This window comes from Nocardioides sp. (assembly GCF_035576065.1).
Taxonomy (GTDB): Bacteria; Actinomycetota; Actinomycetes; order Propionibacteriales; family Nocardioidaceae; genus Nocardioides.
In genome coordinates this window covers 1-23,485 of sequence record NZ_DATLWX010000009.1, presented here as the reverse complement: position 1 = coordinate 23,485, position 23,485 = coordinate 1, and the positions used below count along the sequence as shown (strand labels likewise).

At 69.5% G+C, this 23,485-nt stretch carries 19 protein-coding genes, 1 tRNA gene and 1 riboswitch; of the genes, 15 read left to right on the top strand and 5 right to left on the bottom strand.

Annotated elements, in window-relative coordinates:
- Positions 1-32 precede the first annotated feature (32 nt).
- Positions 33-923, top strand: a complete 891-nt coding sequence (locus VNJ48_RS04435; RefSeq protein WP_325599506.1) for a MerR family transcriptional regulator — start codon at positions 33-35, stop codon at positions 921-923.
- A 14-nt stretch (positions 924-937) separates the two neighbouring features.
- On the opposite strand, the gene VNJ48_RS04430 is transcribed toward VNJ48_RS04435, so the two are convergent.
- From VNJ48_RS04430 to VNJ48_RS04410, 5 genes are all read right to left on the bottom strand, one after another.
- Positions 938-6,193 (bottom strand): AAA domain-containing protein, encoded by a 5,256-nt coding sequence (locus tag VNJ48_RS04430; RefSeq protein WP_325599504.1) that lies wholly within the window; start codon positions 6,191-6,193, stop codon positions 938-940.
- Entirely contained in the window at positions 6,190-7,434 is a 1,245-nt protein-coding gene (locus VNJ48_RS04425; RefSeq protein WP_325599502.1) for a M48 family metalloprotease, read from the bottom strand. Before VNJ48_RS04425 ends, VNJ48_RS04430 begins: the two co-directional genes overlap by 4 nt.
- A gap of 117 nt (positions 7,435-7,551) precedes the next feature.
- A complete protein-coding gene (locus VNJ48_RS04420; protein WP_325599500.1) occupies positions 7,552-7,908 on the bottom strand; it encodes a hypothetical protein in 357 nt (118 codons plus the stop codon).
- A 386-nt stretch (positions 7,909-8,294) separates the two neighbouring features.
- Positions 8,295-8,368 (bottom strand) — tRNA-Pro (locus tag VNJ48_RS04415).
- Positions 8,369-8,466: 98 nt separating this feature from the next.
- On the bottom strand, positions 8,467-9,954 hold the full coding sequence (locus tag VNJ48_RS04410) for a sulfatase (protein ID WP_325599499.1): 1,488 nt from the start codon (positions 9,952-9,954) through the stop codon (positions 8,467-8,469).
- A 119-nt stretch (positions 9,955-10,073) separates the two neighbouring features.
- Here VNJ48_RS04410 and VNJ48_RS04405 point away from each other — a divergent pair, with 119 nt between their 5' ends.
- The 14 genes from VNJ48_RS04405 to VNJ48_RS04340 all read left to right on the top strand — a co-directional run bounded on the left by VNJ48_RS04405 (position 10,074) and on the right by VNJ48_RS04340 (position 23,347).
- Positions 10,074-11,423, top strand: a complete 1,350-nt coding sequence (locus VNJ48_RS04405; protein WP_325599497.1) for a hemolysin family protein — start codon at positions 10,074-10,076, stop codon at positions 11,421-11,423.
- The gene (locus tag VNJ48_RS04400) at positions 11,416-12,483 is read left to right on the top strand and encodes a hemolysin family protein (protein ID WP_325599495.1); all 1,068 of its coding nucleotides are present in this window, start codon (positions 11,416-11,418) and stop codon (positions 12,481-12,483) included. The genes VNJ48_RS04405 and VNJ48_RS04400 overlap by 8 nt, the downstream gene beginning before the upstream one ends.
- A 52-nt stretch (positions 12,484-12,535) precedes the next feature.
- Positions 12,536-13,147 carry a CDP-alcohol phosphatidyltransferase family protein gene (locus VNJ48_RS04395; RefSeq protein ID WP_325599493.1) on the top strand — a complete coding sequence of 204 codons (612 nt, stop codon included), beginning with the start codon at positions 12,536-12,538 and terminating at the stop codon, positions 13,145-13,147.
- Positions 13,144-14,034, top strand: a complete 891-nt coding sequence (locus tag VNJ48_RS04390; RefSeq protein ID WP_325599491.1) for a DUF881 domain-containing protein — start codon at positions 13,144-13,146, stop codon at positions 14,032-14,034. The genes VNJ48_RS04395 and VNJ48_RS04390 overlap by 4 nt, the downstream gene beginning before the upstream one ends.
- A complete protein-coding gene (locus VNJ48_RS04385) occupies positions 14,031-14,363 on the top strand; it encodes a small basic family protein (RefSeq protein ID WP_325599489.1) in 333 nt (110 codons plus the stop codon). The genes VNJ48_RS04390 and VNJ48_RS04385 overlap by 4 nt, the downstream gene beginning before the upstream one ends.
- Positions 14,356-15,138, top strand: coding sequence for a DUF881 domain-containing protein (locus tag VNJ48_RS04380; protein WP_325599487.1), 783 nt, complete (start codon positions 14,356-14,358; stop codon positions 15,136-15,138). Before VNJ48_RS04385 ends, VNJ48_RS04380 begins: the two co-directional genes overlap by 8 nt.
- 35 nt (positions 15,139-15,173) lie before the next feature.
- Positions 15,174-15,560, top strand: coding sequence for a glycine cleavage system protein GcvH (gcvH, locus tag VNJ48_RS04375; RefSeq protein ID WP_325599485.1), 387 nt, complete (start codon positions 15,174-15,176; stop codon positions 15,558-15,560).
- Positions 15,561-15,686: 126 nt separating this feature from the next.
- Positions 15,687-16,214: an FHA domain-containing protein gene (locus tag VNJ48_RS04370; RefSeq protein WP_325599483.1), complete on the top strand. Its 528-nt coding sequence runs from the start codon at positions 15,687-15,689 to the stop codon at positions 16,212-16,214.
- Positions 16,211-16,942, top strand: a complete 732-nt coding sequence (locus VNJ48_RS04365; protein WP_325599481.1) for a MerR family transcriptional regulator — start codon at positions 16,211-16,213, stop codon at positions 16,940-16,942. Before VNJ48_RS04370 ends, VNJ48_RS04365 begins: the two co-directional genes overlap by 4 nt.
- A 31-nt stretch (positions 16,943-16,973) precedes the next feature.
- Complete coding sequence (locus VNJ48_RS04360; protein ID WP_325599479.1) at positions 16,974-17,441, top strand: bifunctional nuclease family protein; 468 nt, start codon at positions 16,974-16,976, stop codon at positions 17,439-17,441.
- Positions 17,442-17,658: 217 nt separating this feature from the next.
- Positions 17,659-18,231 carry a MerR family transcriptional regulator gene (locus VNJ48_RS04355; protein WP_325599578.1) on the top strand — a complete coding sequence of 191 codons (573 nt, stop codon included), beginning with the start codon at positions 17,659-17,661 and terminating at the stop codon, positions 18,229-18,231.
- A 38-nt stretch (positions 18,232-18,269) separates the two neighbouring features.
- Positions 18,270-18,378, top strand: a riboswitch (glycine riboswitch).
- 75 nt (positions 18,379-18,453) lie between these two features.
- On the top strand, positions 18,454-21,327 hold the full coding sequence (gene gcvP, locus VNJ48_RS04350) for an aminomethyl-transferring glycine dehydrogenase (protein ID WP_325599477.1): 2,874 nt from the start codon (positions 18,454-18,456) through the stop codon (positions 21,325-21,327).
- A complete protein-coding gene (locus VNJ48_RS04345) occupies positions 21,324-22,658 on the top strand; it encodes a serine hydrolase domain-containing protein (RefSeq protein WP_325599475.1) in 1,335 nt (444 codons plus the stop codon). The genes gcvP and VNJ48_RS04345 overlap by 4 nt, the downstream gene beginning before the upstream one ends.
- Before the next feature lie 41 nt (positions 22,659-22,699).
- On the top strand, positions 22,700-23,347 hold the full coding sequence (locus tag VNJ48_RS04340) for a hypothetical protein (protein WP_325599473.1): 648 nt from the start codon (positions 22,700-22,702) through the stop codon (positions 23,345-23,347).
- Positions 23,348-23,485: the final 138 nt, after the last annotated feature.

Sequence of the window (23,485 nt, the reverse complement as noted above, 5' to 3'; positions counted from 1 at the left end):
TAATGTTCGTCGGGCGATACGCTGGACAAACCATGTACACCATCAAGCAGGCGTCGAGGCTGTCCGGTGTCCCGGTCGCGTCCCTGCGGGCATGGGAGCGCCGCTACGGCATCGTGACCCCACAGCGGAACGAGGCGGGATACCGTCTCTACGGCGAGTCGGACCTGGCTGCTCTGTCCTCCATGCGCGCTCTGGTGGAGAGCGGCTGGTCGCCCGCAGATGCGGCCGAAGCGGTCCGCAACGGCACCGCTCCCGCTGCGCCGGAGATCGTCGATCCTGTCGTCATCAGTCCGGCCCCGCCCCATGCCGTCATCTACATGCAGCGGTTCCTGACCGCAGCGGCGCAGATGGACATGGCGGGGATCGAGGAGAGCCTCAACGGCGGCTTCGCGCTCGGCTCCTTCGAGCACGTGGTCGACTCCTGGCTCTTTCCCACCCTGGAGGCACTCGGCGAAGGGTGGATGCGCGGAGAGATCGATGTGGCAGGTGAGCATGCGGCCAGCTACGCGGTCCACCGACGGCTGTCTGCCGCCTTCGACGCGGCCGGCAGCAGGTCCCGGGGCCCGTCGGTCGTGGTGGGTTTGCCGTCCGGCAGCCAGCACGACCTCGGCGCCCTGGCCTTTGCGACCGCCATCCGACGGAGGGGGCTGGACGTCCTCTATCTGGGCGCCAACGTGCCGGTGAGCAGCTGGGAGGCAGCGGTGCACAGCCGCGGGGCGAAGGCGGCAGTCCTGTCCGTGGTCACTCCGGAGGACCGACCGTCCGCGATCGCTGTCGCAGAACGACTGCTCTCCCTCATCCCACCCCCGGCGGTGTGCTCCGGCGGTGCCGCTGCGGCCGGCCTCGCGGACGGAGTTCGCATGCTCACGCCCACCATCGGGGCAGCAGCCGAGGAGCTCGACCAGCTGGTCCACGCGACCTGACAGATGACCGCGCGTCAGGGGCGCTCGCCGTCCCCCTTGGCCGGCTTCTCGGTCACCAGGCGTCCTCGACGCTCGGTCCGCCGCGGACGTACGGCGACCTCAGACCGTGCGACCGGAGCCTCTCCGGCCAGCACGCGCTCGAGTCGGGCGATGCACTCCTCAGGGTCCTCCAGCCAGTCCTTGGCCAGCACGTAGGTGGTGACCCATCCACGCTCCGCCAGCGCGCGCGGACGATCGACGTACTGCTCCTGCACCTGCTCCTGACCCACTACGGAGGTGTCGACCAGGACGCCGAGCGCGTAGGACTGATGGTCAGGGGCGCGGACAGCGAGGTCCACGCGGAACGAGCTCTGCCCGACGTGGCGATCGACCACGTGACCCCGCTCCGCCAGCGCCTCACCCAGCTGCTCGACGACTGCATGGACGGTCCCTGAAGCACGCGCGCCGCTCGGGGCCAGCTCTCCGAGGATCCGGGCCGCAGCTCGGGCGTCGCCGACCGAGGTGGCCTCGGCGTAGGCCAGGAAGCGCGACAGCGCCGCGGCACCGGTGTTCCACGTGTTGGTGATGTCGCCGGCTCGGATCGAGGTCACCACTGCCATGTGCTGCTTCGCCCGCGAGAAGATGACGTTGAGGCGCTTCTCACCACCGTTCTGGTTCACCGGGCCGAAGTTCATCCGCATGCGCCCCTGCGGGTCGCGGGCGTAGCAGATGCTCAGGATCATCACGTCACGTTCGTCGCCCTGCACGTTCTCGAGGTTCTTCACGAACAGACCCACCTGCTGGCCGTCGACCTCGCGGAGTGTCTCCTCCTCCACGAGTGCGGCGAACTCGGCGTCGCTGGCGGCGAGGCGTTCGATGGCCTCCTCGATCTCACCTTGCTGGGCTTCGGAGAACGCGACGATGCCGACCGTGTGGCCGGTGCGCCGCCCCAGCAGCTCGCGGAGCAGGCCGGCGATGTAGCTGGCCTCGTCCGAGTTGCGCCTGGTCGCGTAGGTGCCGTGCTGCAGCAGGTGGGAGGACAAGGGACGATCGAGCAGCGCTTCGGTGCCTGCGGCGGCGTCGGCCACCGGGTCGGCGACGACGATCGGGGCGAGGGCCGGACCCGGCAGGTCCAGGTCAGGCACCGTGCGGAGGGCGGCGCCGTAGAAGGCTGCGTTGGAGAAGCCGATCAGGGCCTCGGACCGGCTCCGGTAGTGCCAGGCCAGCAGCGTGGACGGCAGCGTTGCCGAGGCCTGGGCCAAGAAGCTGTCGCCCTCCAGCGTGATGCCCAGCTGCTCGTCCTCCACGTCGTCGTCGCCGGGAGAGGTCGAGAAGAAGTTCGTCGGTGGCAGCTGCATCTGGTCGCCGACAACGATGACTTGAGGGGCTCGGAACAGGGCCGGGACGGCTTCCTCGACCGGCACCTGGCTCGCCTCGTCGAAGATGACGACGTCGAACAGGTCCGGATCGAGGGGGAGCGTGTCAGAGACGGAGAGAGGACTCATCAGCCAGACCGGCTTGAGGTCGCGCAGCACCTTGCCCGTCGAACCGGTGGCCAGGGTACGAACGGGCTTGTGCCGCATCACCTTGCCGAACTCGTGCTCGAGCTCGCGACGGCCCGCCACGTACTTCTTCTTGAGCGACTTGCCCTCAGCGTCGAGCTGCCCTGCCGGCGTCGAGCACACGGCCACCCCGGCCAGGAACGTCGACCGCACCCGAGCGTTCGCGATCGCGGCGTTGGCTGCCTGGAGTCCGGTCCCGATCTGGGCGAGCTCGCCGACCAGACGGTCGATGGTCGTTCCGTCGAGCCTGGCCACGGCACGATCGCCCGCGAACCAGGCGCCGAGGGCCTTCCTGGCAGTGCAATAGGTGAGTTCGTCGGTCGTCAGGTCGAGCTCCAACAGGGCCATCCGGGCGCTGGTCGGACACGTCGCGACCTCGCGCAGGGCGGGCAACAGCGGAGGCAACAGGTCCGCCTCCGACTCGAGATCGTCGAGGAAGTCGCCGAGGTCAGCGACCGGAGCGAGCGCCAGGTCGAGCAGGAGATCGGCGAGAACGGCGCGCACGGGAGCGAGCACGTGCTCCAGCCCGGCCAGCTGCTCCGCGACGTGCGTCCCCTCCGGGCCCAGCAGATGAGCGCGCAGCGCTGCCTCGGGTCCGTGAGCCGGCGCCCGCAGACGGGCCAGCACGGCCAGCGTCTCCGTCAGCTCCTCGATGCCGAAGTCGTTCGCCGCGACGTGCTGCATCTCGGCAACGGCCGCGTCGGCGGAGTAGGCATCGACGAGCAGCTGCAGGGAGGCGGTCACCGGGTGGTCCGACTGCGGGGCCTCACCCCGGAACTGCTCCGCCACCGCGGCCCTGGCGGCACGGAACCCGCCGCTGAACCCCGCGAAGAGGCTTCCCTCCTTGCGTACGGCGACGGCGAGTGCCGCCGCGGCTTCGTCCGCGTCGAGGGCCGGCCCCGTGGTGGACCGCCAGCCGGAGGCCCGTTGCCAGGCCAACCGGCGGGCCTGCTCGCGGGACTCGTACTCGCTCGCCAGGGAGTCGAGCCGGGTGACGCGTGGTCCGGTGCCCAGCAGGTCGAGTGCTCCCGCCCGGACCAGCACCTGGGCCGCGACGGCCGCATCGACCGACCGGGCCAGAGCTCCCAGGCTCTCGAGCGCTGGAGGCGGCAGGCTCGGGGTCGCGGTCAGGGCGACCTCGAGGGAGGAGACCGCCGCCCGTCCCTGCTCGACGAGCCGACGGAGCTGGGTGACCGGACGGTCGGCCTGGAGCACGGCGTCGCCCAGGGCGGTGACGTAGTGACCCGCGATGCGCGGATCCTCGCCCAGGGCGGCCAGTGCACGCTGGAGCTCCGCGGCAGGTCCGGCTGTCGGCCACCAGTCCTGTGGCAGTGGCAGCCCCTCGGACTGCTCGTCGGACAGCGAAGGCAGCGGGTCGAGCTCGCCGCGGAGGCGGACCAGCTGGTCGACCAGCTCGAGCGCCGTACGCCCGGCGTCCGGGACCTCTGCGGACATGGCCTCCGACAGACGGCGCAGGTTGTCCAACCTGCTCCGCAGTTCGGTCAGCAGCTGCTCACGATCGTGCTCAGCCTGGGCGAGGCCGCTGTCCGCCGCCGTGACGCCGTCCTCCATGAAGCCGTCGTAGATGCCCTTGAGGTCGGCGATGAACGCCTTCTTGTCGCCCTGGGCGTCGTGGACGAGACAGCAGAGGGGCCCAAGTCCGCGTTGCCTGAGCCGGCTGAAGACGACGTCGACGGCCGCCCGCTTCTCGCAGACGAACAGGACCGAGCGACCGAGGCTCACCTGGTCGGAGATGAGGTTGGTGATGGTCTGGGACTTGCCGGTGCCCGGCGGTCCCTGGATGACGTAGCTTGCCCTGCCGCGGGCTCGTGCGACGGCTGCGAGCTGGGTGGCGTCGCTGGCGACGACCGGGTAGAGCTCGATCAGGTCTGCCGAGGACGGCTCCGACAGCGGTCGCGGCTCGGTGTGGAAGACCACCTCACTCGCGGATCCCGACGGTGGCGCCTCGATCAGGGCTTCGTAGTCGTGTACCAGGGACATCCGACGATAGTTGAAGTTGCCGATGGTCACCTTGCACAGGTCGACCACCCAGCTGTAGGGGTCTCCGGTGGTGGCTCCCTTGCGCAGCTGATAGGTCTGCTGCGACAACACCCGATCATCGGTCGATGCCTCTGCGGCGAACAGGCTGGTGCGGGGCTCGGCGCCGCCGGCGAGCACTCGTTGCGGGAGGGCGGGCGGCAGCACCTTGCGGTGGAACAGCTGGATCCCGAGCGGCCGATAGTCGTCCCGGCTGTAGCTGTGGTCGGTCGAGACCCGGGTGCGGTTGCGAGCCGCGAGCTGTCGCCTGCGGAATGCGTCTGTGCGCAATCTCGCCTGGCGCTGCACCAGGTCGATCTGCGGCTTGTCCATCAGCGCGACCGAGACCGCCGGTTCACTGGCCTGGATGCGCTGGGACAGCTCGGCGTGGAACTCCTGAACCGTCGTCTCCGACAGGTCCACGCTCTCCGGAAGCTCGAGGTCGTAGAGCTCGCGCAGCCGATGGCGGAGCGCTGGGTTGACCTCCGCCACCGTCCCCGAGGGCGCGACGACGTAGGAGTCCCGGACGCCCTTCTTCTTGCTGAGGTCGACCGGCAGCATCAGCAGGGGCGACTCGATGACCTCCTCCGGCGGCCCCTTCGTCGCCTTCAGGTCGTGCCAGCGCAAGAACGCGATGACCAGGCGCAGCTGGGCGAAGCCGTATTCGGCGCGATCTCGCCGCGCCGTCGCGATGGCCTTGTCCAAGGTGGGCGCGAGATATGGAGACTCGTCGAACCGGAGGTACGACGACAACGACATCGGCTTCCCGGCGGAGAGAGTCGAGGCCACCTTGCCCCGCCACGTCAGCAGGGCATCAGCGGAGATGCCGCGGTGGTCGAGCTGCTGGGGCACGGATCCGACGGTGAGGTCCACGGTCTGCGCCGTGGCACGGAACCACAGCAGCTTGTTGCGCCGTGAGGTGTCGAAGAGCCGGTCCCGGAGCGTCGTGTGCAGCAGGCGGCGCTGGTGCTCCGGCGATGCGGTCTGGTAGCCGCTGATCTCATTGACGTCGAAGTCCTCCGGCACCTCGCGATAGCTGCTCAGTCGCAGCAGCACCTCCGCGAGGTCGGGGCTCCGCTGCGCCCGGTCCAACGCGGTCATCTCGCGCAGCACCCGGGCCACCACCGGGTGCAGTTGTGGCGCGACCACCGAGAGTCGTTCCCGTGCAGCCACCATGCCTGCGACGTCGTCAGCGTCGTACGGGTCGAGTCCCGTCACGAGCGCAAGCATCAACTGACCGAGTACGGCGATGTCGACCAGGCTGTCGTGGTGGCCGAGGAGCTCCTCCCACGAGTGCAGCGCTCCTACGTGCACCGGGTGCTCGAGCGGCGTGGGGACCGCCGACAGGTCGGGGTAGACGTCGACGGCGTCGACCTCGGTCACCCCGGAGCGCAGGTCGGTGCGAGCGGCGAGCCGGGAGACGACGTCGACCGCTCGCTCCGAGTCCTTCATGACCCTGGCGATCGCAGCCCTCTGCAGGCTGGGACGACGACCTGCCGGGTCGACGAGGGAGAGGACAAGGCCGTCGAAGTCGAGCTCGGCGCCCATGACCTGTTGGCGTTCGTGGAGGTCGGCGACCTCGACCAGAAGGGGGCGGCACCACGTCAGCAGGTCGTCGGCTGTTGCCGCCGGCCCCCCGTCCTGCATGCGCAGCCGAACGACGTCGAGAAGGTGCCCGAGCGCTTCTCTCATCGGCCAGCACGTTCCAGGAGCGCAGGGGCGGCCGCTCGCTGCGCGCGAAGGGGGCGGAGCCCGATCCCCAGCTCCTTGGAGGCCAGGCCCTCGTAGGCCTTCCCCAGCCCGGTCAGGTCAGCGAGGACCAGGGTGTGGGCGAGCGCGACCTCGTCGACGTCGGGGTCACAGGTCGCGAGATCGAGCAGCACCGCGGCGAGGTAGTCCTGGACCGCCCGGGGGAGGGCCACGCACTCAGCGTTCAGGGCCTCGTCCTGGTCGACCGCTGGCTCCGCACCGAACAGTCCAGCGTGCCCGAGTGTCGCGTCGGTGCGCAGGAACGTGGGACGCACCGCCTGCCCGACGAGCCTTCGGGTCAGGTCAGTCAGGTGGTGCTGGTCGAGGAGGTCCAGCCCGTCCAGTCCGTCCTCACGGCGCAACAGGTCGGCGATGAGACGTTCGGCCTCGGCGTGGTCGGATCCGGCGGCCCACAGCTCGAGGGCCCGTGCTCGGATGTAGAGCTCCGGGTGCAGCGCGTCACCGCTGGGGTCGCGTTCGGGCGCTGCCAGGACCTCGACCGCCTGCTTCAAGTACGACGGCCCGCTGACCTTGGCGAGACCTGTTGACACCGACACCAGCGCCTCGACCGTGGCGACCAGGTCGTCGGTGGCCGCCAGACCTCCGCGGTCCGCAGTCGTCTCGACGTGCAGCCGGAAGCGTCGAGCGCTCTCCGCGTGTGACGGCAGCGCGTCGCCGTCCACGGCCGCGGCCCAGAGCATCCGGTCGGCAGTCGCGAGCTCCCCGTCGTCGTCCTGCCAGAGCTTGTGATGAGTCAGCTCGTGACCGAGCACAGCGAGCAGGCGGGGGCCGTCCAGCTCCTCGAGCAGACGGCCCGAGAAGAGCACATGGACCTCGCCCGGCAGGCTGAGGCACGACGCATTGCCATGGTCGGAGAGCGCCTCTGTGGCTTGCGCCTGGTACATGGTCACCTCGTCCGACACTCCCAACGCCGCAGCTGCGCGGGTGGCCAAGGCGTGAAGCTCGGGATAGTCCTCGGCTCCGAGTCGGACGGTGTGCTGCAAGAGCTGGGACCTCGCCTGGGTCCGCTCGTCCAGGGTCAGTGGCTTGGCGAAGAAAGACCAGAGCTCCGGCTCTGTCCTCCTGAGGAGCGATGCCATCTCGTGCAGGTAGCTGGTCGGTGCCCAGGCACGCGTTGCGCCCTCGGGACCCACCACCTGGTGGGCGATCGCCTCGTCTGTCACGCCCGACAGCCTGCCAGAGGGACGGGACGCCGAAGGTGAGCACCGCGTCAGTCGGGACGACCGCGACTGACTGACGTCAGTCAGGCTGCGCCGGCACGTGTGCCGCCATGGGGACGGTCACTCGGTGGCCCCGCGCTCGACCTCTCCTCGCTCCAGCGCTTCGCTCGCCTCGACGCGAGACAACTGGCCTCGACTCCGATCAATGCTCTTGTGCAACCGTTCGATGCCGTCCTCGGCACGATCCAGGGATTGACGGGTCTGCTCGCGGTCAGAGGCCCCACTGTGCGGTGGTGGTTCCGCTCGCAGCTTGTCGGACAGGTCATCGAGGCGTTGCTCGCGGACGCCCTCGGATTGCTCACGTCGATCCGCCAGCACGTCGCGGCGGTCAGCAGAGGCGTCCCGCGCGTCGGCGATGCGGTCACGTCGGTCTGCGGTGCCGTCGCGGGAAGGTGCCTGCCTGTCTCCGGCTGCCATGGAGAGACGCTAGCGTCTCGTCGTGCGGCGTGGGTGTGTTTGCGGAGCCGGTCTAGTCCGTCCCCAGCGCGTTCGCCTTCGCGCGACTTAGGCCATGAGAGCCGCGAACTCCCGAACTAGGGACCAATGGCCCTAGTGGCGCTCTCCCGTGCGTGATCGTCTGCGGTTGACGGATTGGCCTGGGCGGGTGAACCCTCACCATCCCTTCAGCCTGGGTGACACGCCCCCGGGCTCGGCCATCTCCGTCGTGTCGTAGTCCCGTGCGGGACGTCCCTGAGTCCCAAGGATTTCCCGCACGGGCCTCAGGCACGCTCACCACGATGAGAACGCGGAAGAGGCCGCCCCCGCTGGTGGCGGGAACGGCCTCTGGCCTGCAGTTCTCTCGGTCGGGCTGACAGGATTTGAACCTGCGACCCCCTGACCCCCAGTCAGGTGCGCTACCAAGCTGCGCTACAGCCCGAGTGCTCGTACGCGACCAGCGAACCGGCGCGTCAGCGAGCGAAACCATACCTCAGCGCTGTGGTCGTGCTCGCATCAGGTCGGTCGAGGCGGGCGACCTCAGCCGGGCTCGGGGAGCATCCCGAAGGTCTGGTTGCAGTCCGCGCCGCGGCAGCTGAGGAGCTGCAGCCGTCGCTGCTCCAACAGCGTCCGGATCTCGGCGTAGGCCGGGTCGTCGAGGCGGTTGACGAGCTGCTGGGGATCGAGCAGCTCGTCATAGAGGAAGCCGTCGGAGCCGTTCACGCCGTACAGGAATCTCGAGGTCCGCACCCCGCGGTAGGCCCACCCGTCACCGCCGTCGTCCCCGGTCTGGACGAGCGTCGTGTCGCGGAAGGGCTGGTCCTGGCCGATGAGCGAGGGGACGAAGGACGTGCCGTCGAGCAGCCAACCGGGGGAGACCTCTGCCAGGGCGGTAAAGGTGGCCGGCAGGTCGACCAACGTGACCGGCAGGTCGGAGGTGACGCCCGTGCCGATGCTCGGTCCGCGGACCAGGAGGGGCACCTGCAGGACCTCGTCGGTCAGGACGTTCTTGCCCACAAAGCGGTGCTCACCCAAGGAGTAGCCGTTGTCAGAGGCGAAGACGATCACGGTGTTGTTGAGCTCCCCGACACTGCGCAGCGTCTCGACCAGCGACTCGACGGCGCGGTCGACCGACTGCAGTGCGCGGAGCCGGGCCCGGTGCTCGGTGACCACCATGTCCTCGTGCGCCAGCAGGCGGTTGCGGAAGGGGCGCGGCTGGTCGAGGACGTTGCGCTCGTTGAAGGACGAGGCCTTCAGGACCGGCGGGACTGCGTCGGCGAACCTGCCCTTGTCGATGGGAGCAGCCGGCGCCGGGACGGGCTTGCCTTGGCGGTTGATCCGGTAGTGGGGGCCGAGGTGCCAGGAGTAGATGAGGAACGGCTGGTCCTCCGCGGCGAAGTCGCGGACGGTCGCGTTGGTCCGGTCCGCGATCACATCGGTGACGTAGCTGTCGCGGAAGGCCACGGGGGAGCCGTCGTTGTCGAAGGAGAAGTCGAAGTAGTCGTAGACCCCGGCGCTCAGCGCGTCCCATCGGTCCCAGCCGCTGGGGCGTTGGTCGAGGTCGGTGTAGCCGTTGAGGAACTTGCCGACGAAGCCGGTCTGGTAGCCGCCCTGGGTGAACCACGAGCTGATCTCCTGGCTCGGGTCGAGGGCCTGGAAGCCGCCGAAGGGGCCCGCGTTGTGCTGGACGCCGTTGTTCTGGGCGTACTGGCCCGTGACGAGCTGGGCCCGAGCGGGGCAGCACAGCGGGTGGGGCGAGATCGCGTCGGTGAAGTCCATGCCGCGGTCCGCGAGGAGTTCCCGTGTGTGCGGCATCCACCGCAGCTCGTCGGCGCGCATGTCGTCGGTCATCACGAACACGATGTTGGGACGTTCCTGGCCCGGCACGTCCGATCCGGCCGCCGGCCCGGACGCGACCTGGGCGGCGGTCGGGACCGGGGTGGTGTCCTGGTCGGCCACCGTGACTCCGAGAGCGGCACACAGGCAGACGATCAGCGCGGTCGTCCCGCTACGCACCCACGCCTGCATGCTGTCCCTCGGTCGCCCCGGAATGAGGTCTGATAGTAGGCGCTCGGTCGCGCCTACCCCAAAGCACGAGGCCTTGCCCCGGCGCGTCCACGACAACCCTTGCTCCCTTAGGCTGAAGTGTGACTCCGTGGCTGCTCCTGCTCGTCGCGTTGGCGATGATAGCGATCTGCGGACTCTTCGTCGCCGCCGAGTTCGCCTTCGTCACGGTCGACCGCGGAAGTGTCGACCGGGCCGCCGAGGCGGGGGACGCCAGCGCCAAGGGCGTCCAGGAGGCTCTTCGGACGCTCTCGACCCAGCTCTCGGGCGCGCAGGTCGGGATCACCATCACCAACCTTGCGGTGGGTTTCCTGGCCGAGCCCGCGATCGCCCAGCTCGTCGACGGGCCCCTCCGGTCGGCCGGGGTGGCGGACAGCTGGATCAGGCCGATCTCCGTGGGGATCGGCCTGACGCTGGGCACCATCTTGACGATGCTCTTCGGGGAGATGGTGCCCAAGAACCTCGCACTGGCCATGCCGTTGGAGACGGCGAGACGGACCCAGCGCTTCATGCGTGGATTCACCACACTCAACAAGTGGCCCATCCGGACCCTCAACGACTCCGCCAACGCGCTCGTGCGCCGCCTCGGCATCGAGCCACAGGAGGAGCTGCGGTCCGCCCGGAGCTCAGAAGAGCTCGCCTCGCTCGTGCAGCGCTCCGCGCACCAGGGAACGCTCGATGCTGAGACCGCCGAGCTCATGGAGCGCAGCGTCGAGTTCGGCACGCGGACGGCCGGCGAGATCATGACCCCGAGGGTCCGCACCACCACCGTCGAGGAGACCGACCGAGCCTCCGCCGTCATCGAGCTGACGCGTCAGACGGGTCTGTCCAGGTTCCCCGTGCTCGACGCCGAGGACACGGTGGTCGGCACGGTCCATGTCAAGCACGCCGTAGCCCTGCCGATCCACGAGCGGGCGACCACCCGCACCAGGCACATCATGGTCCGCCCGACCGTCGTCCCTGACAGCCTGCGGCTCGACCCGCTGTTGGCGCTGCTGCGGGGAGACGGCTTCCAGATGGCGATCGTCCTGGACGAGTACGGCGGCCACGCCGGTGTGGTCACGCTCGAGGACGTCGTGGAGGAGATCGTGGGCGACATCTCCGACGAGCACGACCGCCTGGGAGCGCGTGCCCGCCAGCGCCGGGACGGCAGCTGGAGCCTCTCCGGGCTGCTGCGACCCGACGAGGTGGAGGACGCCACCGGTGTCGACCTGCCCGACCACGAGGACTACGACACCATCGGCGGTCTCGTGATGCGCGAGCTCGGGAAGATCCCCCAGGCCGGGGACCGGGTGGAGGTCGCCGTACCGGACCACACGGACCCGGACGGACCGCGCCAGCACCTGGCGACGCTGACGGTGGAGCGCATGGACGGCCTTCGGGTCGATCGGGTGGAGCTGCGCCTGGTGACGAGCGAGGACCACCATGGGTGATCTCGGCGGTGTCCTCGTCGCAGTCGTGCTCCTGGCCTTCAACGCCTTCTTCGTCGGGGCCGAGTTCGCCCTGCTGTCGGCGCGACGCAGCCAGATCGAGCCCCGCGCCCAGGCGGGCTCGCGCGCCGCTCGCACCACGCTGGCCGCCATGGAGCAGGTCTCCTTGGTGATGGCTGGCGCGCAGCTCGGCATCACCGTCTGCTCACTCGGCCTCGGCGCCGTCGGGGAGCCGGCGGTGGCCCACCTGCTCGAGCCCCTCCTGGATGCGCTGCGCGTGCCCGACGCCGCGCTCCACCCGATCTCCTTCGTGATCGCCTTGACGATCGTGGTCTACCTCCACGTCGTGCTGGGCGAGATGGTCCCCAAGAACATCGCGCTGGCAGGGGCGGATCGCGCCGCGCTGCTCCTGAGCCCGCCGATGATGGTGGTCGTCACTGTGGTGCGCCCCGTCATCCTGCTCCTCAACGTGACCTCCAACGGCATCCTGCGACTGATCGGGATCGAGCCCAAGGACGAGGTGAGCTCGAGCTTCACCCGAGAGCAGGTCGCAGCGCTGGTCGAGCAGTCGCGCGGCGAGGGGATGATCGCGGACGACGAATATGACCGCCTCGCCGGCGCCCTCGGTTTCACCGAGAAGGTCGTCACGGCGGTGCTCATGAGCTTCGAGGGCATCACCACCGTCTCGGAGGGGGCCACGCCCGCCGACGTCGAAGCGCTGTGCGCCGCCACTGGGTTCAGCCGCTTCCCCGTCGCCACGGAGGACGGCACGCTGCTCGGCTACCTCCACATCAAGGACGTGCTCGAGAGCGACGACGCACGCCGAGCACGACCCATCGACGACAAGTGGGTGCGACCCTTTGCGACCGTCGGCCCCGACGACCTCCTCCACGAGGCCCTCGAGAGCCTCCAACGGCGCGGCGCCCACATGGCCCGGGTCGTGACGCGGGAGGGCTCGGTCCTGGGGCTGGTCACGCTCGAGGACGTCCTGGAGGAGCTCGTCGGAGAGATTCGTGACGGCTCGCACCACGAGTGGGCCGGTAGCCCGGACGAGGCTGGATAGGGTGAGGTCCGCAGCGCCACGACGAAGACTTTCCCCGACGGCAGGTGATTCAGTGCAGGAGCAGACCGGTCGCCGGACCGGGGAGTCCCGCGTCTGGACGATCCCCAACCTGCTCAGCATGCTGCGCCTGGCAGGGGTCCCGCTGTTCCTGTGGCTCGTCCTCGGGCCTGAGGCTGACCTCATCGCCCTGGTGGTCCTGATGGTCTCGGGCATCACCGACTACCTCGACGGCTATCTCGCTCGGCGCCTCAACCAGTTCACCAGCCTGGGTGAGATCCTCGATCCGGTGGCCGACCGCCTCTACATCCTCGCCGTCGTGATCGGGCTCGCGCTGCGCGACATCATCCCGTGGTGGGTCGCGATCATCCTGCCCCTGCGTGACCTGCTGCTGTGGGGTCTCGTCCCGCTGCTGCGCACCCGCGGCTACCACGCACTCCCGGTGCACTTCCTCGGCAAGGCAGCGACCTTCAACCTCCTCTACGCCTTCCCCCTGCTCCTGCTGGGCGAAGGTGACGGGGTGGTCTCGACCATGGCACGCGTCTTCGGTTGGGCGTTCGCCTTCTGGGGGATCGGTCTGTACTGGTGGGCAGGGCTGCTCTACGCCTGGCAGGTCCGCAAGCTCCTGCGAGACACACCTCGGCGACCGGCGCCCTCGGGAGCATGACCATGGTCGATGTCGAGGAACGACGATCACCCCCGGGCGGAGCGCTGCCCCCGCACGTCACGACGCCGCTGCTGCAGCTGATCACCGAGCGGTCGCTCGACGAGGACTATGCGCACGTCGCGGCCCGTCGCAGTGCCGACAGCCTGGGCACGACGCCACGGTCAACCGGGTGGACGACGGTCCTGGCGGTGGCGACGTTCGGAGCCCTGGCCACGATGGCGGCCGTCCAGACCTCACGCGACTCGGACGTGCAGGAGCTCAGCCAGAATGGGTTGATCAGGCAGATCGAGGCTGGCCGCGGTGAGGTGGCCCAGCTCCAGCGGCAGATCACCACCCTCACCGACGCCGGCATCGCTGCCGAGACGACCAACCAGACCCTCGAGACGCAGGCCGTCGACCAGGCGGCCCGGCTGCGCCGCCTCGAGATCCGCACCGGCTACGTCGCTGTGCGCGGACCCGGCGTTCGGATCGAGGTCACCAGCGCACCCGATGCGGACCCCAACGACGAGGTCCGCGACGAAGACCTGGCGCTCCTGGTCAACGGCTTGTTCGTCGCAGGAGCCGAAGCGATCGCGGTGAACGACTTCCGGATCATCGCCCTCGGCAGCATCCGCAACACCAACCGAGCCATCCACGTCAACGGACGTCCCCTGACCCCGCCCTACGTCATCGAGGTGATCGGCGACCGCGCGACCGTCCAGGCGCGACTGCTCGAGTCCGCCTCCGGCCTGGAGTTCTTCGGCCTGGCCGATGCCCTCGGATTCCGCTACGTGTCGCAGAATGTCGATGACGTGCGGATCCCGGCCGCCAGGCTGCGTCCGTTGCGACATGCAGAAGAGGACGCCGACGCCGACGACCGCACCGACGAGGAAGGAGCCCAGCCGTGATCCCCGCCCTGGGACTCCTGCTCGGCATCCTTGCCGGACTGGTCTTCACCCCCGACGTGCCTCTCCGGCTGGAGCCCTACCTCCCGATCGCCGTCGTGGCCGCGCTGGACGCGGTCTTCGGGGGCCTGCGAGCGTTCCTCGACGGCATCTTCGACGACAAGGTCTTCGTGGTGTCCTTCGTCAGCAACGTCGTCATCGCGGCCGCCATCGTCTATCTCGGCGACCAGCTCGGGGTCGGCGGGCAGCTCACGACCGGCGTCATCGTCGTGCTGGGGATCCGGATCTTCTCCAACGTCGCGGCCATCCGCCGCCACCTGTTCCATGCATGACGACGAGCCCCGCTCGAGCGGGACAGCGGACGAGCCGGACGTCCCCGCACCGGAGGCAGCCGGTCGCGATCGGCTGCTGGCCACGCTGCGCACGCCCACGTGGTCCCAGGTCGTCGTCGGGTCGCTCTTGGCCGTCGTGGGCTTCGCCGCGGTCGTGCAGGTCAACAACACGCAGCTGGACAACACCTACGCCGGCCTCCGCGAACAGGACCTGATCGAGATCCTGACCGGACTCACCGGCACGGCCGAGCGAGCACGCCGCGAGGTCGACCGGCTCGAGCGGACGCGCGACGAGCTCCAGTCCGAGTCCACCCGCCGCGACGCTGCACTCACCCAGACCGAGGAGCGGGTCCGGACGCTCAACATCATCGCCGGCCTGGTCCCGGTGACGGGGCCCGGCATCCGCATCCGCATCGAGGAGACGACCGGGCAGGCAACCCTCAACTCGCTGCTGGACCTGGTGCAGGAGCTGCGGACGGCCGATGCGGAGGCGATGGAGTTCAACAATCTGCACCGCCTGGGCGCCAACAGCGCGTTCGACAACGCCACCGGTGGCATCGAGCTCGACGGCAAGCTCCTGGAGCCCCCCTACGTCATCGACGTGATCGGCGATCCCCACACCCTGAACGGCGCCTTGACCTTCAAGGATGGCCCGATCTCCCAGCTGAACGACGACGGCGCGGAGGTGGACGTCCAAGAGCTCGAGAAGGTCGACATCGTGAGCGTGCGCGCTCCGGCCCAGCCCGAGAACGCCCAGGTCGACACGAGCCAGTAGCCTGCGGCGTACCCACCTGAATCGAAGGAGACGACGTGTATCCCGAGGACCTGAAATACACCACTGAGCACGAGTGGGTGCGCAGCCCCGGCGACGCGGAGGGCTCGGTCCGGATCGGGATCACGCACTTCGCCCAGGAGGCGCTCGGAGACATCGTCTATGTGTCGCTGCCGGAGCTCGGCGAACGGGTCAATGGAGGCGACACGTGTGGCGAGCTCGAGTCGACCAAGTCCGTCAGCGACATCTACGCGCCGGTCACCGGCGAGGTGGTCGCCCGCAACGAGGCCCTCGACGCCACGCCTGAGCTCGTGAACAACGACCCGTACGCCGCAGGGTGGCTCTTCGAGGTCGTCCCGGCCGACAGCGCCGACGTCGACGGGCTGCTGGACGCAGCGACCTACCAAGCCGGCCTCGAGGGCTGACGCGAGCCCGACCGCGACCAATCGTCGCGGCCGGCCGCGCGGCGACTGATAGGTTCAAGACACCAGCCAGAGTTGAGAATCGCCGCCAGTACCCCGGGTTCGGGGGCTGGCCCACGAGGAGGTTTCATGCCGTTCTGCACCGCCTGTGGCCAGCAGAATCCTGACGACGCGCGGTTCTGTTCGCAATGCGGCACGCGATTGGTGGCCAAGGACGCCGCCGCCGGCGCGCCCGAGGACGAGCGGGCGGAGCCGAACGACAGCACCTCCACGATCACCTTCGGAGTTCCCACGGTCGACACCTCCGACCGCAAGCTCAGCCCGGTCGACGCTGCGGCCGTGGACGCGCTGCCCGAGGGGCACGCCCTCCTCGTCGTGCAGCGCGGACCCAGCGCCGGCAGCCGGTTCCTGCTGGACACCGATCTCGTCGGGGCGGGGCGTCACCCCGACAGCGAGATCTTCCTCGACGACGTGACCGTGTCGCGTCGGCATGCCGAGTTCCGCCGCAACGGCAGCGACTTCACCGTCAGCGACGTCGGCAGCCTCAACGGGACCTACGTCAACCGCGACCGCATCGACTCCGTGCAGCTGAGCGACGGTGACGAGGTCCAGATCGGCAAGTACCGCCTCGTCTACTTCACCAGTGCCGCAGGGTGAGCCAACCAGCTCCGTCCTCCCGGGCGCGGATGAACATCGGGCAGGTCCTCGACCTCCTGCGCAGCGACTTCCCGGGTGTGACGATCTCCAAGATCCGGTTCCTCGAGGACCAGGGGCTGATCAAGCCTGAGCGCACCCCTGCCGGCTACCGCAAGTTCTCTGCCAGCGACGTCGACCGGCTCCGCTACATCCTGCGCATGCAGCGCGACCATTACCTTCCCCACAAGGTGATCGGTGAGCACCTCGAGGCCATCGACCGTGGCCTCGAACCGCCAGCGATCGACGGCGTGGTGCCGACTGTGCCGAAGGTCGCTCTCGCCGCCGACGGCCTGCCGTCGCCCGAGTCGTTCCGCAGCACCAACGACGTGCGCCTGTCCCGGCGCGAGCTCATCAAGATCGCTGAGATCTCCGAGGTGCTCCTGGTCGAGCTCGAGCAGTTCGCGCTCATCTCGCCGAGACCCGGCACCGGTCACTACGACACCGACGCCCTCGTGCTGGCCCAGACGGCGCGTCAGCTCGCCGACTTCGGCTTCGAGCCTCGCCACCTCCGGGCCTTCAAGACGGCCGCGGATCGCGAGGTCGGGCTCGTGGAGCAGGTGGTGGCACCGCTGCAGCGTGGTCGCGACGCCTCGGCGCAGGGTCGCGCGGACGACGCAGTGAGCGAGATCGCGGCGCTGTCCGTACGCCTCCATGCCACGCTCGTCAAGACGGGCCTGCGTCGCTCCTGATCGCTCATCCGGGTCGGAGTAGGGTTGGCGTGTGCGCGAAGTAGACGTCATCGGAGTCAGGGTGGAGATGCCTTCCAACCAGCCCATCGTGCTGTTGCGCGAGTCGGGCGGGGAGCGCTACCTGCCGATCTGGATCGGCGCCGTCGAGGCGACCGCGATCGCCTTCGCCCAGCAGGGAGTGACCCCGCCGCGCCCTCTGACCCACGACCTGATGAAGGACGTGCTCGACGCGACGGGCCTGCGGCTGAGCGAGGTCCGCATCACCGACGTCAAGGATGGCGTCTTCTATGCCGAGCTGGTCTTCGAGAGCGGCCAGGAGGTCAGCGCCCGGCCCTCGGACTCCATCGCGCTGGCGCTGCGCACCGGTGCCCGGATCGTGTGTGCCGAAGGCGTCCTCGACGAGGCTGGGCTGGCCGTGCCGGCCGAGCAGGAGGACGAGGTCGAAGCGTTCCGCGAGTTCCTCGACCACGTCTCCCCGGAGGACTTCGAGGCTCAGTAGGACCAACCCTCAGTCTCACCCTCAAGTGAAGGTTGAGGGTTGCGACACGCCGCGGCCACGATTGACCAAGCCGGTACGGCGGCCTACCTTGAACTGTCTCTGTTGTAACTCCACCCGTGTGGTTGTCTCTTCTGCCAGCCTCTTCCCCCGGAGCTACGCCCAACGGAGTAGGACCGTGGAGGTCTCTGTGGATGTCAACGAGAACGATCAGGACCGCTTGGCGGCTGCGCGTGCAGCGGAGGCGGCCGAGGTCGCCGGCGAGCAGGGTCTGCTCTTCACCGACGACGTCTCGCCCCTCCCGAGCGGCACCGGCTACCGCGGCCCGACAGCGTGCAACGCTGCCGGCATCACGTACCGTCAGCTGGACTACTGGGCGCGCACCGGACTGGTCGAGCCGACCGTCCGCGGTGCCACCGGCTCCGGCTCGCAGCGGCTCTACTCCTTCCGGGACATCTTGATCCTCAAGGTGGTCAAGCGGCTGCTCGACGCCGGGATCTCCTTGCAGCAGATCCGCATCGCGGTGCTGCACCTGCGCGAGCGCGGCACCGACGACCTGACGCGCGTCACGCTGATGAGCGACGGCGCCAGCGTCTATGAGTGCACCAGCAACGACGAGGTCATCGACCTGTTGCAGGGTGGCCAAGGCGTCTTCGGCATCGCCATCGGCGGTGTCTGGCGCGAGATCGAGGGCACCCTCGCCGAGCTGCCCAGCGAGCGCACCGCCGAGGCCATCGCGGCCAGCCCGAGCGACGAGCTCGCGGCGCGGCGTGCAGCTCGCATGAGCGGCTGAGGTTTCTCGGCCGGGACCGGCTAGGCTGGCCCTGCTGACTATCCCGCGCGGGAGAGTCGACGGCGCGGCCACTCGTGGTCGCGTGCGTTGCGCCGAAGGGGCAATTCCTCCCCGGAACCTCTCAGGCAACCGGACCGCGCGGAGGAGGCAACTCTGAAGGCGGGCTCGATCGTCGCCGACAGAGGGGGAGGCGCCTGCTGAATCGCCAACCAGGGAGCCTCCATGACGGACTCGTCCGCGCCGAACTCGCCCTTCGTCGACCGCCACATCGGCCTTCGACCCGCAGACATCGACTCGATGCTGGCCACGCTGGGACACGACTCCTTGGAGTCCTTGATGGACGCGGCGGTGCCGGGTGGCATTCGCGCCGCTGCCCACCTCGACCTGCCGGAGGCGGCCACCGAAGACGCCGTCGCGCGCGAGCTGCGACACCTCGCGGCGCTCAACAGCCCGGCCGAAGCGATGATCGGGTGCGGCTACCACGCCACGATCACCCCGCCGGTGATCCGGCGCAACGTGCTGGAGGACCCCAGCTGGTACACCGCCTACACGCCGTACCAGCCCGAGATCTCCCAGGGCCGGCTCGAGGCGCTGATCAACTTCCAGACAGTCATCGGAGACCTGACCGGTCTGCCGACCGCCAACTCCTCGCTCCTCGACGAGGGCACCGCTGCTGCTGAGGCGATGACGCTGGTCCGCCGCGGCAACCGCAAGGCCGAGGGTCCGTTCGTGATCGACGCGGACGCCCTGCCGCAGACCATCGACGTCGTGCGCACCCGCGGGGAGGCCATGGGGATCGAGGTCGTCGTCGCGGACCTCACCGATGGCCTGCCCGAGGGCGAGCTGAGTGGCCTGCTCGTGCAGTACCCCGGCGTCAGCGGTCGCATCATCGACCCCCGGCCACTCATCGAGGCAGCGCATGACCGCAACGCCCTCGTGGTCGTGGCCGCAGACCTGCTGGCCCTCACCCTGCTCGAAGCCCCCGGAGAGATGGGCGCCGATGTCGTCGTGGGGTCGTCCCAGCGATTCGGTGTCCCGCTGTTCTACGGCGGCCCGCACGCAGGCTTCATGTCGGTGAGCGCCGGGCTGGAGAGGCACCTGCCCGGGCGCCTGGTAGGCGTCTCCATCGACGCGGAAGGCCGTCCGGCCTACCGGCTGGCGCTGCAGACCCGCGAGCAGCACATCCGCCGCGACAAGGCGACGTCCAACATCTGCACCGCTCAGGTGCTGCTCGCCGTCGTCGCCTCGATGTATGCCGTCTACCACGGGCCCGAGGGCCTCAAGGCGATCGCGCAGCGCGCCCACGACTACGCCGCTCGCATCGCTGCGGCCCTGAGCGCCGGGGGAGTGGAGGTCGTCAACGAGACGTTCTTCGACACCCTCACCGCCCGCGTCCCGGGTCAGGCGGCACACGTCGTCGCGGCGGCTCGTGCCCTGGGCGTGCACCTGCGTCTGGTCGACGCCGACCACGTGGGTCTGTCGACCTCGGAGACGACGACCCCGTCCACCGTCTCGAGTGTGTTGCGCGCGTTCGGCGTACCTGCCCCCGACACCGACGTGGCGGCGCCGACCGCCATCCCGGCTGAGCTGGAGCGACGTACGGACTACCTCACCCACGAGGTGTTCGACACGCACCGCAGCGAGACGCAGATGTTGCGCTACCTACGGCGGCTCTCAGCGCGCGACTATGCGCTGGACCGCGGCATGATCCCGCTCGGCTCCTGCACGATGAAGCTCAACGCCACCACCGAGATGGAGCCCATCAGCCTGCCGGGCTTCGCGGACCTGCACCCGTTCGCCCCGGCCGAGGACGCCGGCGGCTATCGTCGGCTGGTCGACGACCTCGAGGGCTGGTTGGCGGAGGTGACCGGCTACGACCAGGTCTCCATCCAGCCCAACGCCGGCTCCCAGGGCGAGTTCGCCGGGCTCCTGGCCATCCGTGGCTTCCACGCTGCAAACCATGGTGCCAATGGCGGTGCCGACGGCGGCGGGCCTGTCCGCAACGTCTGCCTCATCCCGTCGTCCGCCCACGGCACCAATGCCGCTTCGGCGGTGATGGCCGGGATGAAGGTCGTCGTGGTCAAGGCGGGTGACGACGGCGCGGTGGACCTCAACGACTTGCACATGCAGTGCGAGAAGTACGCCGACACGCTGGCCGCGATCATGGTCACCTACCCCTCGACCCACGGCGCCTACGAGGACAGCATCACCGAGCTCTGCAAGATCGTGCACGACCACGGCGGTCAGGTCTACGTCGACGGTGCCAACCTCAACGCGCTCCTCGGCTATGCCAAGCCCGGCGAGTTCGGCGGCGACGTCTCGCACCTCAACCTCCACAAGACGTTCTGCATCCCGCACGGTGGCGGTGGACCGGGTGTGGGTCCGGTGGCGGTGCGGGCACACCTGGCGCCGTACCTCCCCTCCCACCCGATGCACCCCGAGACCGAGAAGCGGATGGGGATCGGACCCATCAGCGCAGCGCCCTACGGATCCGCGGGCATCCTGCCGATCTCGTGGGCCTACATCCGCCTCATGGGCGGTCCGGGGCTGACCCGTGCGACCGCCGTGGCGGTGCTGTCGGCCAACTACATCGCCCACCGCCTGCGCGAGCACTTCCCGGTGCTCTACCGCGGGCACGGCGGGCTGGTGGCGCACGAGTGCATCCTCGACGTACGCGGCCTGACCAAGGACTCCGGCGTCAGCGTCGATGATGTCGCCAAGCGGCTCGTCGACTACGGCTTCCACGCGCCCACGATGTCGTTCCCGGTCGCCGGGACCCTGATGGTGGAACCGACCGAGTCCGAGGACCTCGCGGAGATCGACCGGTTCTGCGACGCGATGATCGCCATCCGTGGCGAGATCGACCAGGTGCAGGCGGGGGAGTGGAGCCCGGAGGAGTCGCCGTTGCGCCACGCCCCCCACACCGCACGCGCGCTGGTGGGCGAGTGGGACCGGTCCTACTCCCGCCAGGTCGGCGTCTTCCCGACGGGCATCGACCCGGACAAGTACTGGCCGCCGGTGGGACGCATCGACCAGGCGTACGGCGACCGCAACCTCGTCTGCGCCTGCCCGCCACCCGAGGCCTTCGCCGAATGAGCCAGCCGCTCGCCGACATCACCGACCGGCGCTTGCGCTGGCTGCTGGCAACGGCCCAGGCGGAGGGACAAGTGCCCTCCGTCGTCGCTGGCCTCGTCCGCGACGGGGAGCGGGTGTGGACCCACGGTGTGGGCGCCGTGCCGGGGGAGCCCCACGACACGCAGTACAAGATCGGCTCCATCACCAAGACGTTCACCGCGGTGCTCGTCCTGCAGCTGGTCGATGAGGGCCAGCTGTCGCTCGACACACCGGCTTCCGAGGTGCTCGGTGAGGTCGGGTACGCCGACCGCACCATCCGTCAGCTGCTGGCCCACTCCGGTGGGCTCCAGGCTGAACCGGCCGGCGACTGGTGGGAGCGCAGCGAGGGCCGGTCCTTCGAGGAGCTCGCCGCTGCCAACGACGGGTCCGCCGCGGCCTTCGGGACGGACCGGCAGTTCCACTACTCCAACCTCGGCTATGGCCTGCTCGGCGAGGTCGTTGCCCGACTGCGCGGCCAGACCTGGTGGGAGGCCACCTCCGAGCGGATCCTGGGCCCGCTCGGGATGACTCGCACGTCCTACCAGGCCTCCGGTGTGCACGCCGAGGGTTGGTCGGTGCACCCCTATGCGCAGACCCTCATCCCCGAGCCGCTGCCCGACACCGGCGCCATGGCTCCCGCAGGTCAGGTGTGGAGCACCGTGGCCGACCTGGGGACCTACTGCGCCTTCCTGCTCAACGGCCAGGCCGACGTGCTCAGCTCCGAGACCCTCGCTCTCGCCTTCACGCCGCAGTCGGGCGACGAGCACTCCGGTCTCGCCTACGCCCACGGGCTCGGCTTCCAGATCTTCCGCGGCGGTTCGGGGACGCTCGTCGGCCACAGCGGCTCCATGCCTGGCTTCCACGCCATCTGCCTGGTCGACCGCAGCCGGCGCACCGGGGTCGTGGGGCTGGTCAACGCGATGACCGGGATCCCGGTGATGGCCTTCGGTGCCTCGCTGCTGGACGAGCTCGAGAAATGGGAACCGGCGCTCCCGCCCGTCTGGGTTCCCAACGAGGTGGTCCCCAAGGAGCTCATGGACGTGCTGGGTGTGTGGCACTGGGGCCCCACCCCGTTCGTGCTGGCCTGCGAGGGCGGCAACCTCGTGGCTCGCCGCCGCGGCGTCGAGAACTGGCGATTCACGGTGCAGGACTCACGGATCGTGGGCAGCCGGGGCTACCACGCAGGCGAGGAGCTTCGAGTCGTACGCCGAGGTGACGGCACCGTCTCCCACCTCGACGTGGGCACCTTCATCCTGACCCGCGAGCCCTACGAGGCCGGCGCCCCGATCCCGGGGGGTCTGCCGGAGCTGTGATCGACACCCCGGCGCCGGTCTAGACCTGCACAACTGGCGGGGTGTGGCACAGGGCCACGGCTCGTATCGTCCTGCTCCTGGACATTCGGATCCGCCGGGGCAGCTATGCCAACGTCACCGCCACGCTCGCCCTCGTCGTCGCCCTGGGAGGCACCAGCGTCGCCGCCGTGGGGTTGGCCAAGAACAGCGTCGGGACCCCGCAGCTGCAGAAGAATGCCGTGACCTCTGCCAAGGTCAAGAACGGCTCCTTGAAGTCTGTCGACTTCGGGTCAGGGCAGCTGCCCACTGGGCCGGCGGGGGCCACGGGCCCCGCCGGACCGCGAGGACCTGCCGGCCCCGCCGGTGTTGCCGGCCCTGCCGGTGCCACGGGTGCCGTGGGGGCAACAGGCGCAACAGGCGCAACAGGGCTTCAGGGTGCGGCTGGACCGCTCGTCGACGTCCTGCCCTCGGGCAGGACACTCCGGGGCGCCTTCGGCTTCGGGGCGACCGCCAGCGGGGCCGACCAGTTCCAGGAGGACGCCGTGAGCCTGCCGTTCCCGCTGGCCAGCGACCCGGCGGTGACCATCCGGCCCGCTGGCGCTCTGGCCACGGCGGACTGCCCGGGGACCCGCGACAACCCGCAGGCCGCGCCGGGGAACCTGTGCGTCTACGTCGGCCACACCAACCGGATGAGCGGACTGGCGTGGTAGGCCCGGAACTCCCGAAGATGTCCCTAGGGGCAAAGTAACCGGGTATTTCCGCGGCCGGCCCGGGTCGGTAGACGATGCTGGTGGGCAAGCTGTTCGCAACCGCCGATGGCCAGCACGCTCACTTCGCGTTCCTTCCAG

Bases quoted from the DNA above. Each gene is read 5' to 3' on its own strand.
- VNJ48_RS04400 (WP_325599495.1), top strand. From the start codon at position 11,416: ATGGGTGATCTCGGCGGTGTCCTCGTCGCAGTCGTGCTCCTGGCCTTC.
- VNJ48_RS04435 (WP_325599506.1), top strand. From the start codon at position 33: ATGTACACCATCAAGCAGGCGTCGAGGCTGTCCGGTGTCCCGGTCGCG.
- gcvP (WP_325599477.1), top strand. From the start codon at position 18,454: ATGACGGACTCGTCCGCGCCGAACTCGCCCTTCGTCGACCGCCACATC.
- VNJ48_RS04380 (WP_325599487.1), top strand. From the start codon at position 14,356: ATGCATGACGACGAGCCCCGCTCGAGCGGGACAGCGGACGAGCCGGAC.
- VNJ48_RS04390 (WP_325599491.1), top strand. From the start codon at position 13,144: ATGACCATGGTCGATGTCGAGGAACGACGATCACCCCCGGGCGGAGCG.
- VNJ48_RS04430 (WP_325599504.1), bottom strand. From the start codon at position 6,193: ATGAGAGAAGCGCTCGGGCACCTTCTCGACGTCGTTCGGCTGCGCATG.
- VNJ48_RS04410 (WP_325599499.1), bottom strand. From the start codon at position 9,954: ATGCAGGCGTGGGTGCGTAGCGGGACGACCGCGCTGATCGTCTGCCTG.
- VNJ48_RS04370 (WP_325599483.1), top strand. From the start codon at position 15,687: ATGCCGTTCTGCACCGCCTGTGGCCAGCAGAATCCTGACGACGCGCGG.
- VNJ48_RS04420 (WP_325599500.1), bottom strand. From the start codon at position 7,908: ATGGCAGCCGGAGACAGGCAGGCACCTTCCCGCGACGGCACCGCAGAC.
- VNJ48_RS04345 (WP_325599475.1), top strand. From the start codon at position 21,324: ATGAGCCAGCCGCTCGCCGACATCACCGACCGGCGCTTGCGCTGGCTG.